The organism is Tolypothrix sp. PCC 7712, assembly GCF_025860405.1.
Classification (GTDB): domain Bacteria; phylum Cyanobacteriota; class Cyanobacteriia; order Cyanobacteriales; family Nostocaceae; genus Aulosira; species Aulosira diplosiphon.
Window position 1 is genome coordinate 2,356,347 of the sequence record NZ_CP063785.1, and the last position, 16,772, is coordinate 2,373,118.

General features: G+C 40.8%; 7 protein-coding genes. 6 read left to right on the top strand and 1 reads right to left on the bottom strand.

All coding sequences use genetic code 11. The features are described 5' to 3' along the window. Positions 1–10 precede the first annotated feature (10 nt). From HGR01_RS09610 to HGR01_RS09620, 3 genes are all read left to right on the top strand, one after another. On the top strand, positions 11–1,675 hold the full coding sequence (locus HGR01_RS09610) for an FAD-dependent oxidoreductase (protein WP_045874474.1): 1,665 nt from the start codon (positions 11–13) through the stop codon (positions 1,673–1,675). Beyond that, on the top strand, positions 1,675–3,069 hold the full coding sequence (locus HGR01_RS09615) for an ATP-binding protein (RefSeq protein WP_045874475.1): 1,395 nt from the start codon (positions 1,675–1,677) through the stop codon (positions 3,067–3,069). Before HGR01_RS09610 ends, HGR01_RS09615 begins: the two co-directional genes overlap by 1 nt. Before the next feature lie 174 nt (positions 3,070–3,243). After that, positions 3,244–4,620, top strand: a complete 1,377-nt coding sequence (locus HGR01_RS09620; protein ID WP_045874476.1) for an ATP-binding protein — start codon at positions 3,244–3,246, stop codon at positions 4,618–4,620. Between the two features lie 114 nt (positions 4,621–4,734). Here the strand turns inward: HGR01_RS09620 and HGR01_RS09625 are convergent, their stop codons facing one another. After that, a complete protein-coding gene (locus HGR01_RS09625) occupies positions 4,735–6,729 on the bottom strand; it encodes an iron uptake porin (protein WP_045874477.1) in 1,995 nt (664 codons plus the stop codon). A gap of 1,902 nt (positions 6,730–8,631) precedes the next feature. Between HGR01_RS09625 and HGR01_RS09630 the strand changes: the two genes are divergently transcribed. From HGR01_RS09630 to sufU, 3 genes are all read left to right on the top strand, one after another. Next, complete coding sequence (locus HGR01_RS09630; RefSeq protein WP_045874479.1) at positions 8,632–11,409, top strand: hypothetical protein; 2,778 nt, start codon at positions 8,632–8,634, stop codon at positions 11,407–11,409. A gap of 597 nt (positions 11,410–12,006) precedes the next feature. Next, positions 12,007–15,186: a calcium-binding protein gene (locus HGR01_RS41800; RefSeq protein WP_045874480.1), complete on the top strand. Its 3,180-nt coding sequence runs from the start codon at positions 12,007–12,009 to the stop codon at positions 15,184–15,186. A 651-nt stretch (positions 15,187–15,837) separates the two neighbouring features. Beyond that, on the top strand, positions 15,838–16,305 hold the full coding sequence (sufU, locus tag HGR01_RS09645) for a Fe-S cluster assembly sulfur transfer protein SufU (RefSeq protein WP_228045537.1): 468 nt from the start codon (positions 15,838–15,840) through the stop codon (positions 16,303–16,305). Positions 16,306–16,772: the final 467 nt, after the last annotated feature.

A 16,772-nucleotide genomic window follows, 5' to 3' on the forward strand; every position in this document is an offset into this window, starting at 1 on the left:
GGTAAACTTTATGGCTAAACCAATGATTCTGACCGTGGATGACGATCCTCAGGTTTTACAAGCGATCGCGCGGGATTTGCGTAAGGAATATGGCGATCGCTTCCGGATCTTACGTGCAGATTCAGGCGCAGCAGCACTAGAGGCCATCAAAGAATTAAAATTACGTAATGAAACAGTAGCACTATTTCTGGCTGACCAGCGAATGCCCCAAATGACTGGGGTAGAGTTTCTGGAACAAGCAATTGCTATCTTCCCCGAAGCGAAACGCGCCTTGCTGACTGCTTATGCAGATACCGATGCTGCGATCGCAGCTATTAATAAAACTAGTATTAATTACTACCTAACTAAGCCTTGGGACCCACCAGAAGAGCGGTTGTATCCTATTCTGAATGATTTACTAGATGATTGGTTTGCTTCTTATCGTCCACCTTTTGAAGGGACTCGCGTGATTGGTCATCGTTGGTCGCCTAATTCTCATAAAATCAAAGATTTCCTCGCCCGCAATCACGTTCCTTATCAATGGTTAGATATTGAACGAGATCAGGAAGCCCAAGAGTTAGTTAACTATAGTGGCGTAGATAACGCCGAATTACCTTTGGTAATTTTGCCAGATGGTGAGCGTTTAGTAAAACCCAGCAATATTGAAATTGCAGCCAAAGTTGGATTGCAAACCCAAGCTAAACAGCCATTCTACGACTTAGCAATTGTCGGTGGCGGGCCAGCCGGGTTAGCCGCCGCCGTCTATGGGGCTTCTGAGGGGCTGCGAACGGTGATGATTGAACGGGAAGCCCCTGGCGGACAAGCGGGAACCAGTTCGCGGATTGAAAACTACCTCGGTTTCCCCATTGGTTTAAGTGGTGCAGATTTAGCTAGACGCGGCGTTACCCAAGCCAAACGCTTTGGTGTAGAAATTCTCACGCCCCAGGAAGTAGCAGGAATTCGCACCAACGGTAACTATCGTTATGCACTACTCAAAGATGGCTCAGAAATCGCCTGTCATGCCTTAATTTTGGCGATGGGTGTTTCTTGGCGGCGGTTAAATGTCCCTGGAATCGAAAAACTCACAGGTCGGGGTGTATATTATGGTGCAGCCATGACCGAAGCAATGGAATGTAGCAACGAAAAAGTCTACATTGTGGGTGGTGCTAACTCCGCCGGACAAGCCGCAATGCACTTCAGCAAGTATGCCCAGCAAGTACATATGTTAGTGCGTGGTGACGATCTGGGTAAAGGAATGTCACAATACCTCGTCGATCAGATTGGTGCTACAGACAATATTATTGTGCAACTTAACTCCAGCGTCGTTGAGGTGAAAGGTGAAGAAAGTTTAGAAGCCTTAACTATTCTCAACAATGTGACTGGGGAACAAGAAACCGTCCCAGCTAACTCTCTGTTTATTTTCATTGGTGCTGTTCCCCATACCGATTGGTTAGATGGAATTGTCGAACGGGATGAACGTGGCTTTATCCTGACTGGGCCTGATTTAATCAAAGATGGCAAACGTCCCAAAGGCTGGAATGTAGATAGAGACCCTTACTTACTCGAAACCAGTGTACCAGGAATTTTTGCTGTGGGTGACGTGCATCATGGTTCCGTGAAGCGCGTAGCTTCGGGCGTGGGTGAAGGCTCAATATGTGTTAGTTTTGTCCACCAGTATCTTGCTAAGGTGTTGTAATGCTGGACATAGAAGAATTACGCCAAGTAGAATTATTTGCCAGCTTAAGCGATGAGCAATTGCGGTGGTTGTGCGAACAAGGCAAAGAAATATGGCTGCAACCTGGTGATATCCACCGTTCTGCGGGCGATCCTGCCGAACAAGTTTTTATTATGATTGACGGTGAGGTACAAGTTACCCAGAAGGTAGGCAATCAAGAAATTGTCTTAGTTACCTATGGGCCAAAAACCTTCTTTGGGGAATTGCCCATTTTAACTGGAGAAACTCACTATTGGGCTGGTGGCAAAGCTGTGCAGCCTTGCCACATCCTGGAATTGGACAAAGATAAATTCTGGCAAATGCTAGCCACCATGCCGGCTGTCACCACCTTGATTCTGCAAACAATGGCGCAGCGGGTACAAGAGTTACAGTCCATGTCTCAGCAGCGGGAAAAACTCGCGGCTTTAGGCACAATGGCGGCGGGACTGTCCCATGAAATGAATAACCCGATGGCTGCAGTTAGGCGGGGAACTGGAGAATTGCAAAAGCTATTTCAACAGTTACCCTCGCTAGTGTTGCAACTGAGTCAACGACAATTTACCCAGCCGCAAATACAATATTTGGGTGGTTTGCAGCAAGAAGTAATTGCCAAGCAGCAGCAAACTACTCAATTGTCTCCCCTTTCCAGATGCGATCGCGAAGATGAACTGGTTGATTGGTTAGATGACAATGGTGTCAGTGATGGTTGGAAACTCGCGCCTACCTTAGTTGCAGTCGGCTTAGATGCTAACGACCTCAGTAAAATTACGCAGCAAGTCCCAGCAGAATCTTTAGGGGATATCTTAGCTTGGCTAGAAGCCAGCTTGAGCGGATTAAACTTACTCTCCGAACTAGACGAAGGCTCATCCCGTGTCTATGAGCTAGTCAAAGCTCTGCAAGACTACTCTTACATGGATCAAGCCCCCTTACAAGAGGTGAATGTCCATGACGGTATTGAAAGTACCTTAAAGATGATGCACCATAAACTCAAGGATGGAGTAGCGGTAATTAGAGAGTATGGCAATTTACCCAGAATCAGCGCCTATGGTAGCGAATTAAACCAAGTCTGGACTAACCTGATTGATAATGCCATTGATGCAGTTAAGGGTCAAGGTCAGCTTCGCATACATACAAAGTGCGAAAACGACCAAGTTTTGATAGAAATCATCGATAATGGCACAGGAATCGCGCCAGAAATCCAATCGCGCATTTTTGAACCATTTTTCACTACCAAAGGCGTAGGCGAAGGTAAAGGATTAGGCTTGGATATTGTTTACCGCACTGTAGTTGGGAAACATAAAGGAGATGTCCGATTTACCTCCTGTCCTGGTAATACCTGTTTTCAAGTTCGTCTACCAGTTGTATTGACGGATTGATGAGGGATTGGGGATGAGGGAGATCAGGGGACAAGGAGACAAGGAGACAAGGAGACAAGGAGACAAGGAGACAAGGGGAAATAACAAACCCCAATTACCCATGCCCAATGCCCAATGCCCCATGCCCAATTCCCAATTCCCAAACTATAAATTAATTTCTATAAGGTATTTTCTATGCTGCAAGAACCTAATGAGATCGCGCTTTTTCCCCAGTTATCAGATGAAGTGTTGCAGCATCTTCAAGGCTATGGGACTGAGATTGATTTAAATGTAGGTGAATATTTATTTAAGGAAGGCGAACATAGTTACGATTTCCATGTGGTTTTAGATGGGGAAATTCAAGTAACTAAGCAGGTGGGGGGAGAAGAAAAGTTACTCGCCAAGCATCAACGAGGTGAGTTTATTGGTGAACTTTCTATATTAATGGAAGCTGATTCCTTTGCGACTGGTTATGCAACTCAGCCTAGTCGGGTATTAAAGCTGGAACTGAAGACTTTTAAACAAATTATTGCTACTTTCCCACCCTTGGCTGATGTTGTGCTTTCTACTTTTGCGGCTAGAACCAAAGCTGTAGAATCGCAGTTACAACAGCAGGAACAATTAGCATCATTAGGTAAACTCTCCGCCGGATTAGCCCATGAGTTGAAAAATCCTGCTGCTGCTGGTGCTAGGGTAGCAGAAGAGTTGCGATCGCGTTTCCAAGAGTCGCAAACTTTAGCGCTACGTCTTCATCAATATTCCTTTACCCCAGCACAACTAGATTTTTTAGCTCAGTTACAGCAAGATAGCCGTGTTTCCCATAAACTGGATTTAATTAGCCAAAGCGATCGCGAAGATGAAATTACAAATTGGCTAGAAGACCATCAGGTTAATCAAGCTTGGGAAATTACATCAACTCTGGTTGATGCTGGATTAGATGCTGACAAGTTAGATGCTTTAGCCGATCAAATCCCAGATGTCGCAATCAGCGATGTTGTGCATTGGTTAGGCGCAAATTTAACCACTCTGGGACTAATTGGCGAAATTGAACAAAGTACAGCGAGGATTTCCGAATTGGTGCAATCAATTAAATCCTATGCTCATATCAATCCGCTGCTACAACATCAAGTAGATGTACATCAAGGTATTGAAAATACTTTAACAATGCTCGGTCATAAGCTAAAGGGAGGTATTGCTGTTACACGAGATTACAGCCAAAATTTACCACTGATTAATACCTATGGCAGCGAACTCAACCAAGTTTGGACAAATCTGCTAGATAATGCCATTGATGCGTTAGAAGGTAAAGGCAAAATCTGGATACGTACTTATCAAAAAGATAATTATGTGATTGTAGAAATAGCCGATAACGGGCCTGGTATTCCCCCAGAAATTCAGACCCGGATTTTTGAACCATTTTTTACTACCAAAGGGGTGGGTAAAGGTAGCGGTTTAGGTTTGGACATTGTGCATAGTCTCATAGCCGATAAGCATCACGGCCAAATCCACCTCCACTCTCAACCAGGGGATACCAGGTTTCAGATATTGCTACCGATAATGGGGAATGGGTAATGGGTAATGGGTAATGGGTAATAGGTAATTGCAAAGAATGTATCACCCTTTACCTTTGACCCTTTTTCCCTTTACCTTTCCCCCTTAACCCTTCCCCCTTCCCCCCTTGACCAATTAAAAATTAAACTGCGTCCTTAAGTTACCCACAAAAATAGTCGGGTTGTTATCGAAGTTATTTGCATTCATCACCACAGAAAAAGAGGGGACAAGGGCGATATTGCTGGATATGGGCAAGAAATAACTGCCCTCAACTTCATACCAAGTACCACCGTTACCGCCTCCAGATACTAGGTACTGGCGACCCGATAAAATATCCATTGGGATGAGGAAGGAAAGCTGTCCCATTGCGCCTGGTTTACCCAAGTCTGGGAAAGCCATACCAAACTGGAATGCTTGGGTATTGATTTCCCCTCTGGGGATATTGGGGTTAACTGGACGAATAGCGGTGCTACCGTAAGTATAACGACCAAAAATGCCGAATTTAGGAGTAATTCGCCAATCAGCGTTGATACCAAAGGTGTCTGCTGTCCCATTATTGAGATCACCACCAAAACCATCATCAGCTACACCATAAAAGGGTTCTGTGAGTCCATACCCTAGTTGTCTCACGCCATCCCTATTCAACCTATATCCTTCAATATTTGTACGAGTGTAAAGAAATCTGATATTAGAAGTATTACTGGGTCTAAAAGTTAGTTCTGCGGTCAGGGTATTAGTCCCGCCAAATAAACCCTGAAACGGATTGCTAGCTGAGTTAAACGGTGGACTAGGTAAATATTCATCTGTCTCACTAAGATAAGCCAGTTTGAGCAGAAAGTTTTTATTAATATCCCACATTGCTACTGCACCAGCACCACGGTCAATGGCATTGACCAAGGTACTGTTAGCAGAGTTAAATGTCATGTAGTTAAAGATTGGTGGCCCTTGGGTGAAAGTAAAGGAGAATTGGTTTCCTTCTAAGAAGCGGAAGAAGTTAAACCTGGGCCCTACTACGAGTTGAAGGTTGTTGGTGACGGGAAATTGATAGTAAAGTTCTCTAATCGTGATCTCAGTAGGGATGATAGCCCCAGGGCCAGTAGTAAAATCAGCGAATGAATAATCTAAGCCAGCAGAAGCATAAGAATTAGCCAAGGGGCCAGGAAATGCGTTGCTAGTACCCATTGCTAGTTGTAGTACTAGGCTATCTTTACCTGTGAAAGAGGTGACAAAGTCCAGCCAGACTAAGCCTGTGAGGGTAGCATTGGGGTCGTCAACTCTGACAATTTCGCGATCGCTACTTCCTCTAACTACCCGGTTTCCAGTCTCTTTCTGTACACCACCTCCAGAAAACCCAGCTGCTAAGTTCATCCAAGCAAAACCAAATAGTTTTGTAGTGGTAGAAAATTGTTGGTTTTCCAGTTTAGCAGTTCGTGCTTCTAAGCCATCTACACGTCCCCGTAGGGTTGCTAGTTCAGCCGTAAACTCTTCTTGTAACTTTTGTAAAGTTCCCAGGTCTTCTTTTTTAACTAAATCGGAGGTAGCTGTGGAAATTAATTCTTGCACTCGTTCTAAACAAGCATTCAAACCCGCCGCAAATTCATAACGAGTCATGGCGCGGTTACCCAAAAAAGTCCCACTTGGATAACCAGCGATACAGCCGTAACGTTCCACTAAGCTTTGCAAAGCTGTAAAGGCCCAATCTCCAGGCGACACATCCCGTAACTGCGATACGGAGTTGACTTGCGCCATACCATTATTGGTATCCTCTTCACCTGGGGTTAAGCTGAGGTCAGCAGCATTAGAGCTAAACTGATTTAACCCATCAACTGGGGTGAGATCGGATATTATCAGAGGCGATCCTAATTCCTGTTTGTTCTCAGCCAAACTAGAGTCATTGGTTGACGGCTCTTGATTTACAGGATTTTGATCGACTACAGTTTGCTGAGGAGTAGTAAGTGGCTGTTCGACTGTACTAGTATTGTCTGATTTAATATTATTTACTGCATCACCCTCAGCTTGAGCTAAGACTTGCAGAGGGCTGGCTATAACACCAGACGAGAGCAGCAAAGCGATCCATACAGCTTTTAATGAAGCAAGTTTAGCTTGCCAATGAGTTAAATTATTCAACATGGAATTCTCACACCTGTTTTTAAATCTTCGCCACAGAATTCACAAGCACCCATTCATGAGTCTTTAATAGGATACCTGAGAAGCATTATTTACTAGTCTTTTGGGCGGCTATTACAGTCGCTATTACTTAGTATTTAATTGTCTCCTCTTAAAACCTTCCAGACATCCTTATAAGTTGCAAGATATACCTTTGTCAAATCATACAGTAGTCTAGGATGTCTGAATAGTAAAGAAAAATAACTCGTAATTAACCAACTATCTAGTCTCTCGCTTTGTGGTAACGGTCTTTGATAGTAATGGCAAATAAATTTTTGCTCCCTCTTTGCGATCGCGTCTTTGCCAGACAGAGCAATCAAAAATCATCTGTCAAATGGTGAACTAAGCTAAAAAACATCTAAATTACATCACTACCCATGAAGGTATTCCTTCGTCATTAGTCATTCGTCATTTGTAAGCTAAACCACATCTAGTTTGCATAATTATGAAATTGTATATTTCTTGTGGCGTTGGGCATCTTGACAGCCCAATATATGCAAGTTAAATGTGGAACAGCTTATTTACATTGGACAAGGGATAAATGACAATCTCAAACAGAGTGATGGAATATTTTTTTAGTTGGAATTGCCGAACTCTCAGAGGCTGCGATCGCAAACATATAACTGCATAGTAAAATATTAATTTAGTAATATTATTTACTGTAACATCAGCATAAGCACTTATATAAAGTTTTAATAAAGTTGGGATTGATAGCCTGTAGTCGGGTAAATCGCCAGACTCGTCATCTTTTCTAGGTTTAACTCGATTTTTATGCAGCGTTTTTAAATTTGCTTTATATTTAAAATAGTGATAATACTGAAATTTTATAAATTTTTATACTTTATAAAATGCAACTTTTCTGGGGTTGGCATCTTGCCGTCCTGGTGATGTAATTAGATATAGAAGCTACCAAACCAATCAGTTTTTATGCTTAAATTTACATAAAATAAGCAGTACATCTCAGTTAGATTATACCTATCTCGGTAATTACTAGGTCATCAATATTATTATGGCACCACTAAGGTAAATCATTCTTCAATATCATCAACAAACCAATTGCTAGCAAGCTCTTCAATAAAGCTCTCAGACACTTTGTCACAGAGATAAAATTCTATAGCGTTCATAGGTATCATAAATGTTATAATTCTGACTGTATTGACAGCATCTATCCAACAAGATAACTCAATTACATTCCTAGCACTATTGAAGATATCAAATATCAAGCTAAAAGCAGGCAATTATCCAAGTATCAGCTAACAAACCAGCTGATGCTTTAGAGGGTAAAAGACTATTTGAAGGTATTGAGATATTTCCAATTTTTTGGAACATCATCACAAGAAAAGGTGAATTTCCTGTAATGTGTATCTAACTTAACCCGTGCAATTAAGGCGCTATCCTAAACCACAGGCGCAAGGCTGCAGAAGATTCATAACTGCAAAAATTTGGTTATTTAGTACATAGTCTACTATTTGCGGCTAGGTAACATATAGAGAGCGTCTAAACAATTTCAAAGTAATAGAAAGGATGCTATTTATATTTTTGATTTTTCCTGCGTTCTGGCAATAATAGGTTTTATAGGTTCAATTAAAACCTATTATAAAATTGAAAATTTTTTAGCAATATTTTCGTTACTTTGAGAGGGAGATTGAGAGAATCAACTGCTCAGAACTAAAATTTTGAAAAATTACTAAATAGTAGTTAATGTACTAAACATCAATTAAAAAATTAGCATGGTAATTGTCAAAAATTACCATGCATAATTCAATCACAGAACTTTATTTAATGATGATTTTGTAGAAAAAATACTGGAGAAGTAGTAACTTTTTGGATTGTCAAATATCATAAATACTCAACAAAGAGGATAATATGGCTTACACTACCCAAGAACAAAACAATATCAATGTAGTTAAAGGCTTTTTCGCGTCTTTTCGCCAGAAAAATGCTACAGCACTCAATCAATACATTGATAGCAATGTCACATCCGATGGCAGATTTATCATCGTCCGTGGTGGTAAAGAACTATACGATGGCTTAGATGCAAACGGTAATAAGGTATTTCAACTAGCTTTTACCGGTGGAGAGACACCACAGAAAAATCTCAATGATACCAATGCTTATGCTGACGATCGATTCTCTCACGAGCGCAATGCTCTTGTTCCAGAGACCACAGAATACATCGGCCCAGCAGGTGTTAAGAATTTCATCGCCGCGTTGCAAGCTGACTTTGACTTTAATAGCAAGTTCTTCCAATTCAATGACCTAAAATACATTGCCGAAGGTAATAAAGTCGCAGTTTACGGCTACCTGCGGTACGTTCACTCGCGTACAGGTAACTTTGTTAGTACTCCTTTTGCCATCAACATTACGATGAGTAATGATGGCAAGATACAGCTATATCATTATTACGACAACTCTTTTGCTTACGCAGCCGGCTCCCGTGAAGGTGGTACTTGGCAAGGACAGTATGGTGTCAACCTATGGGAGCAAAATAGTACCAGTCCTCTAGGTGCAATCCATCCCGTCAATATTCGCTGGGGTACTAGAGCCGACGAAAACTTGACTGGAGACACCAACTCCAACCAACTCAGGGATGTCATCTATGGTTACCAAGGTAATGACACTATAACTGGTGGTAGCGGTGATGACTACCTCAACGGTGGTAGTGGTAACGATTCTCTAACTGGTGGCGATGGTAATGATATTCTCTGGGGTGGTATTGGTTTTGATACTGCTACTGGGGGTGCTGGTAATGACTTCTTCGTGTTGTACTCCGATGCCAAAGTTGCTAAACCTACAGACGAAGGATTCTTGACAGTTACCGACTTTGTCGATGGTGTAGATAAGTTGGTGGGAGCACCAGCCTTATTAGATTCGACAGATGGAATAAATGTTACTGAGTTAGCGCCTAAAATCACCTTTAGTATGCTCAAAATTGAGCAACAGGGTGCTGATACAGCGATTAGTCTCAATAGCACAGGTGAAAAGCTAGCACTTCTGAAGAACATTAACGCTAGCCAAATTACGACAGATGACTTTATTGAAGCTGGCGATCAGACTAAATCTACTGTTTTACAGGAATTTCCGGCTTTTAGAGGTTACCCAACAGACAATGCTGACCCAGCAAACTTTACTACACAAGCAGAAGCAGGTTATCGCCAAACAGTTCTCGGCTTCTTTAACGCTTTTGGTGACGGCACCATAATAGACTACATTGCTAATAATTTCGCCGATGATGTTAAGTACATCATCATTGAAAGCCAGAACTCCTATTTTGAAGAATACAATTCTGATATCAACGGTTACTCTGTATCCTTCTCTCATGAGCGTTTTGGCATCACCCCTCCTACTCAAGAATGGCAAGGGATTGCAGGTGCCCAAGCATTTATCGGTAGTCTTGGGGAAGCTAACGACTTAACAGATTCAATCACTAAGTTTTTGATCGATGATGTTTTCCAAAATGGGCCGGATTTAGCCTTATTTGGACGGTTTGAATATCGGGATAAAAATACCAAAAACGTTCATGATGTACCCTTTGCCTATGACTTTCACATTAACCCCACCAGTGGCAAAGTAGATTTTATCCATTTCTATGAAGATGCCTATTCTTATAGTATCGCTGCTCGCAAAAGTGGGACTTGGACTGCTAATTTAAGTGCAGATCAAACCGTTGATTTTACCTTTGGTACCACAGGCGGAGATGAAATTACTGGCGGCGATCGCAACGACCAAATATATGGCTATCAAGGTGACGATACCATCAATGGCGGAAAAGGTAATGACACCTTGATTGGTGGTGGAGGAAAAGATACTTTTGTATTTGCTGGAAATAATGGAACTGACACCATTAATGACTTTGAAAAAGGTCAAGACAAAATCAAACTCTTAGATGATTTGTCTTTCGATCAGTTAACCATTACTCCTACTAATGGAAATGTCGAAATCAAGGTAACTGACACTCAAAAAGTCTTGGCTGTAGTTAAGGGTGGAGTTCAGCTTGATTCATCTGACTTTATTGCTAACCCACAAAAGCAAAATATTGGTACTCCTAACGCAGATACCTTAATTGTAGGACAAGCAGAATTTAAGGGGAACCGAGAGATAATTTTCACCGGTGCTGGTAATGACGAAATAGATGTGACTGATTCGCAAATCGGGCGCAACAGCATTTTTGCTGGTAGCAATGATGATACTATCTATGTCAGCAAGAATGATCGCGTATTTGGTGGTTCCGGTAACGATACCTTCTACGCTATCGATAGTAAAGGTGGTAACCGCATGTCTGGTGGCGTTGGCGATGATGAATTCTACCTCGGTGAAGGAGATCGCGCTTTGGGTGGTGAAGGTAACGATATTTTCTATGTTCAGAGTGGCGGTAATAACATCCTCACGGGTGGTGCGGGTGCTGACACCTTCCGGCTGCTGAATGCGGAGATCCCAAAAAATCCTAATACTATCACTGATTTTGTACTAGGTACAGATATCGTGAAAATTGGTGGCTATCAAAAAGCTAACGTCACTTTTACTTTTAGCCAAGATGCTCAAAGCAATGCCATTCTGGCTGTCAATAGTACTAATGTTGCCACATTCCTGGGGATTACCCAAGCTCAACTAGAAACCGAAAGCGCTAAATTCGTGTTTATCTAATCTCGAATTTGTGACTCTGCTATTATTACAAATTCAATTGTGAATTTGATTTAATTTTTAAGCCTGCCTAAGCGGGCTTTTATTTTTTCTACGCATATTAATAGTTTATTGAGAGTATAAATCAAGCATTACTTAATTAAATAACCTGCAAGTAATTAATACTAATTCAAATAATGTTTGCAACACATCAATATATTCTAGAGGTCAAGGCAATGCCTTGCCCCTTCTATCTGTTGCATTTTTTTTCAAAACAGTAAAATCCCACGGTCAAGAATTTGCCATTAAAATAATCCTTTAACAATCAGGTTTCAGGCCAATACTTGTCGGTTAAGGGGAAAAGGGGAAGGGGAAAAGGGGCAAGAAATAAACCTTTAACCCTTACCCTTTCACCTTTTCCCCAAACCAAATTAAGAGTTTAAAATCCTTAACCGAGCAGTATTGGGGTTCAGGCTTTCGATAAATTTATTCTGGTAGATTTCAGAAATACAGTACATTCGGTCTGTAGTCTATATAACCCCCAATACAATCTCAAATTCATTCCAGATATTTACTCTTTAATGATGCAACAGAACTGGGAAAATTTGGGATAAAGCTTTCATGGGTTTTTTCGCTTTAAAAATCTCTGTAATTCATTCATGGTGTTTACCAGGAAAGTACACACAACAAACTAGACGGAGTTTATCTATTCATATGACCGGATACAGCTTGGAAGAACAAAAGCATATACAGCTATTAGAAAATTTCTTTAAAGCGCAAAAAGACGGAACTATATCAGAAAAAGCGGCTAATTTCTTTGCTAACAATGGGCGATTTATCTTTATCCGTGGAGGTGAAGAAAGGTTAGGTAGAGGAGACGAAACAGGCCCGGAAAGCCTCATTTCTAAAACACCCACAAAATATTCAGATTCCAAAGGTGGTTTACCACTTAAAGGACTTAACTTTCTCACTTCTGATCCCTCTAAAGGTATCTTTAACCTTTACGATGTCAAAGTCGTTCCTAGAGTTGGTGGTTATACAACAGAAACTACTCAACAAGACACCAATGCTTATACAGATGCATCTGTAGCTCATGAAACTCGTGACTTGATACCGTTTAGTGACAACTTTGTTGGGCCGGATGGAGTAATTGATTTTTATAAAGACTTTTTTAATAACTTTGAAATAGTTTCCTTCATCACCAACACAGATGAGTATGCTACGGCTAAGGGTAAAACTTCGCCATATCCCTATGGAATAATTGCCAATGATGATAATTTGGCAGTATATGGGGAATTTGAATTCCGCAACAAGTTTACTGGAAATACTGCTAGGTCACCTTTCCGTATTGATATTGAGTTTGAAGATGGTCTAGAAGGCAAAATTAAGACCTATCACTTCTGGACAGATCCTCATACCTTAGCCGCATCTATGCGTGAAGGTGGAACCTTTAGAGAACAATATGGTTTGCAGGTCACACCAATAATTAAAACCGGGCCTAATCCAGAAGATTTTCGTTTTCCGACGGTTCCAGAATTAAACCCAAATGACTATGTACAGCACCCCTTATTTGGTCGTCAATACGATCCCAAGGGATATCTGATTGATGAAAATGGTAATCCTGTTAACAATAACCCCTTTCAACAGGGCAAAGTAGATGAACGACTATTTTTGCCACTTTATATTCAATGGGGTACCGGTAAGGATGATCTACTCACTGGCTTTGCAGATAAAACAAAGTACTACGACCCTAACTATTCCAACGACCAACTATATGGCTTACAAGGTAACGACACCTTAATTGGTTTGGAGGGTGATGATGAGTTTTATGGGGGTAGTGGAAATGATGTTATAGATGGCGGTGCAGGTAATGATTTGATCAATGGTCATACAGGAATCAATACCCTCACAGGTGGTTCTGGAAGAGATACATTTATTCTTGATGATCTATTTGATCTGACATCTGAACCTACAACCTCTACAATTAACGACTTTTCTATTGCTGATGGGGACAAAATCGGTCTAGGAGGAACATTAACCTACAGCAAATTAACTATTTCTGATGGTGTTAATGGTGCAGAAATTAAGCTGACTGGTTCAAATCTACCCACTTTAGCAATTGTTAAAAATGTGACTGCTGCTCAGTTGACAGCAGATAAGTTTCAAGATGTTAGACCAGATTTTAAAATCGGTGTGACCACACCAGATAATGTAATTGGAGACGCAAATGAGAATAAATCTTTAGTACTTGGTTTCTTCCAATCTTTCTTTACTGGTGACATCTTCAAGTACATTAAAGAGAATTTCACTCAAAACTCCCGTTACATAGTTATTCAAGGAGAAAATAACACCTATACATCAGATGATGCATTTTCTGCTGAACGCTATCGCATCACACCTACTACAAAAGAATGGACTGGAATTGATGGCACTCAAGGTTTTATTTTCAATCTCTTCCAAGTTGTTGATGTACTAGGAACACGCTGGCCAGATCAAGCACCGGCTACTAACTTTTATATTGAAAAAATTGTTCCTGATTCTGCAGACCCCGATAATGTCGCCATCTTTGGACGGTTCTTGTATAGGAATAATAGTACAGGGATTCTCACAGATGGGCCGTTTGCTTACAACTTCCACATTAAACACGAAGTCGATCAAGCTACAGGTCAACAAGTCGCCAAGATTGATACAGTTAGCTTCTTCGAGCAGTATAACGCCTTCGGTTATTCATCCCGTCAAGGTGGGACTTGGACAAGAAATTATAATGGCAAACTAACTAATATTTATTGGGGTACAACAACCGGAGACACTCTTGATGGTAGTGACATTGAAGATATCATTTCTGGATATCAAAGCAATGACACAATCAATGGTAAAGCTGGAGATGACACCATCTATGGTGGTGAAGGCGATGATACGATCGCAGGCGGTTTAGGTAACGATAATATCTGGGGTAATCCTGGTAAAGATACTTTTGTATTCGCTGGAAATGATGGAACTGACACCATTAATGACTTTGAAAAAAGTCAAGACAAAATCAAACTCTTAGATGATTTGTCTTTCGATCAGTTAACCATTACTCCTACTAGCGGGAATGTCGAAATCAAAGTAACTGACACTCAAAAAGTCTTGGCTGTAGTTAAGGGAGCAGTTCAGCTTGATTCATCTGACTTTATTGCTAACCCACAAAAGCAAAGTTTTGGTACTCCTAACGCAGATACCTTAATTGCAGGACAACCAGAATTTAAGGGTAACCGGGAAATAGTTTTCACAGGTGCTGGTAATGACGAAATAGATCTTACTGCTTCGCAAATTGGGCGCAACAGCATTTTTGCTGGTAGCAATGACGATATTATTTATGTCAGCAAGAGCGATCGCGTGTTTGGTGGTTCGGGTAACGATACCTTTGATGCTACCGATGGTCAAGGTGGTAATCGCATTTCCGGTGGCGTTGGCGATGATACATTCTTCCTGGGTGCAGGCGATCGCGCTTTGGGTGGTGAAGGTAACGACATCTTCTATGTTCAGAGTGGCGGTAATAACGTCCTCACTGGTGGTGCTGGTAGCGATCAGTTCTGGCTGGTGAATGCGGAAATCCCAACGGCTGCGAACACCATCACTGATTTTGTACTAGGCGCAGATGTCGTAGGAATTGGCAGTTATCAAAAAACTGACCTCACCTTTAGCCAAGATGCTCAAAGCAACGCTATTCTGGGTGTCAAAGGTACTAATGTTGCCACATTCTTGGGGATTACCCAAGCTCAACTACAAGCCGAAAGCGCTAAATTTGTGTTTGGCTAATCTCTAACTTGATTATAAATTTCAGTTAATTTTTTAGCCCGCTTATGCGGGCTAGACTTATATCTATAACAACACTTTTTCTCCCAAATCAAATAGAGTTCAAGGCACTGCCCATTGGTGTCAACTTAAGCTAAAAGCGAGGGCGGGCATTGTACAAATACCTCCCGCCCTCATCCCCTAACCCCTTCTCCCCCTGGAGAAGGGGAACTAAATCTCTGGCTCCCTTCTCCCTGTGGGAGAGGGGCTGGGGGTGAGGGCGAAACCTTGCACAAGAGCGGGTTTCACGTTAAGTTGACACCAATGGCCACTACCTTGCCCCTACAATCTGTCGCTTTCTTTTTTCAAATTGGTATTAGATGGTCTAAAAAGGGATTTTTAGTTTAGAGGTAAATCATTTTATAGCTATTTAGTTATTCAAAAATGTAACAATTTATATTAACAACCTCATCTATTAGAGGAAAATTAATTGCTATGCTGGCATTCCATAAGTCAGCTAAAGTCAAATTTTATTAGCTTGAAATCTACTCATATCAAGCAAAACATCAAGATGCTAGAATGCCCCTAGCAATGATTGAAAAATTTACATTCACTGGGAATGAATAGTGTTATATTACACTCGTCTAATCTAATTACTAGATCATTAAAAGTGAAATGGCTTCCCAAAGAGCAATGGCCTCTCCGGAGAATCAGCGACACACTTTCGAGCAAGTAATTCAGGAACGCTCTAAAAAACCTAGGTATAGGGGTACAACAATTCCAGTTCATCGCTATCACAAATGTTCTAACCCCTATTGTGGCGACAATATCGAACTAACTTTAAAACTCAATCAAGCTAGCGACACTATTGAGGAGATTAAATTCCAAGGTGAAGGTTGTGCTATCTCCATCGCCTCAGCTGATTTAATGGCTGGTTATGTTCAAGGTAAAAGCCTTAGCGAAGCCCTCAATATGATCGAATCTTTTCATAGCATGATGCAAGGAGAAACTGAATTTCCCAGAGAATTACAAAAGCTCAATCTTCTTAAAGGAGTATCTAACTTTCCTTTGCGAGTTAAATGTGCAACATTGGGATGGAAAACCCTGAAAGCTGCAATAGAATCCTCAGCACCTATGACATAGTTATGCTTTTTATGGGCTTGAATTTCATTCTCAACTGCTATGTGATAAATCATACAGCAAGAGCATGAAAACAGAAATGTTTTCAGATTTAAAAAAGTTATATTCAAATACAGTTATGAATCTTTAAAGGAATTCAAAAAATAGCTAGATTTCAAGAGAATCTTGGTTTATATCCTTTAGTTATCTATAGGTGTATAACTAGCCGAGGTTATGGAAAAACTGCAAAGCTGTGATTCAAGTTCATTAACTAAAAGTTAAATATTTGATAAATGAAGTAGTATAAAATCTTAAATTGAGAATTTTGAGACCTAAATGTACAAATAATTTATTCGCATACGAAATATTAAAAGTATAGAAAATCTTAAGGTTTTCTAGCTAGAAATATTAACTCGAGAAACCGCATAATTTCTATTAAATTCTTATTAGAACTAAAAACAAATATTAGCAGACACCTGATAAAATAATTA

What these genes read in the sequence shown, in the direction of transcription:
- HGR01_RS09620 (WP_045874476.1), top strand. Translation starts at nt 3,244, where the DNA reads ATGCTGCAAGAACCTAATGAGATCGCGCTTTTTCCCCAGTTATCAGAT.
- HGR01_RS09610 (WP_045874474.1), top strand. Translation starts at nt 11, where the DNA reads ATGGCTAAACCAATGATTCTGACCGTGGATGACGATCCTCAGGTTTTA.
- HGR01_RS09625 (WP_045874477.1), bottom strand. Translation starts at nt 6,729, where the DNA reads ATGTTGAATAATTTAACTCATTGGCAAGCTAAACTTGCTTCATTAAAA.
- HGR01_RS09630 (WP_045874479.1), top strand. Translation starts at nt 8,632, where the DNA reads ATGGCTTACACTACCCAAGAACAAAACAATATCAATGTAGTTAAAGGC.
- HGR01_RS41800 (WP_045874480.1), top strand. Translation starts at nt 12,007, where the DNA reads ATGGGTTTTTTCGCTTTAAAAATCTCTGTAATTCATTCATGGTGTTTA.
- sufU (WP_228045537.1), top strand. Translation starts at nt 15,838, where the DNA reads ATGGCTTCCCAAAGAGCAATGGCCTCTCCGGAGAATCAGCGACACACT.
- HGR01_RS09615 (WP_045874475.1), top strand. Translation starts at nt 1,675, where the DNA reads ATGCTGGACATAGAAGAATTACGCCAAGTAGAATTATTTGCCAGCTTA.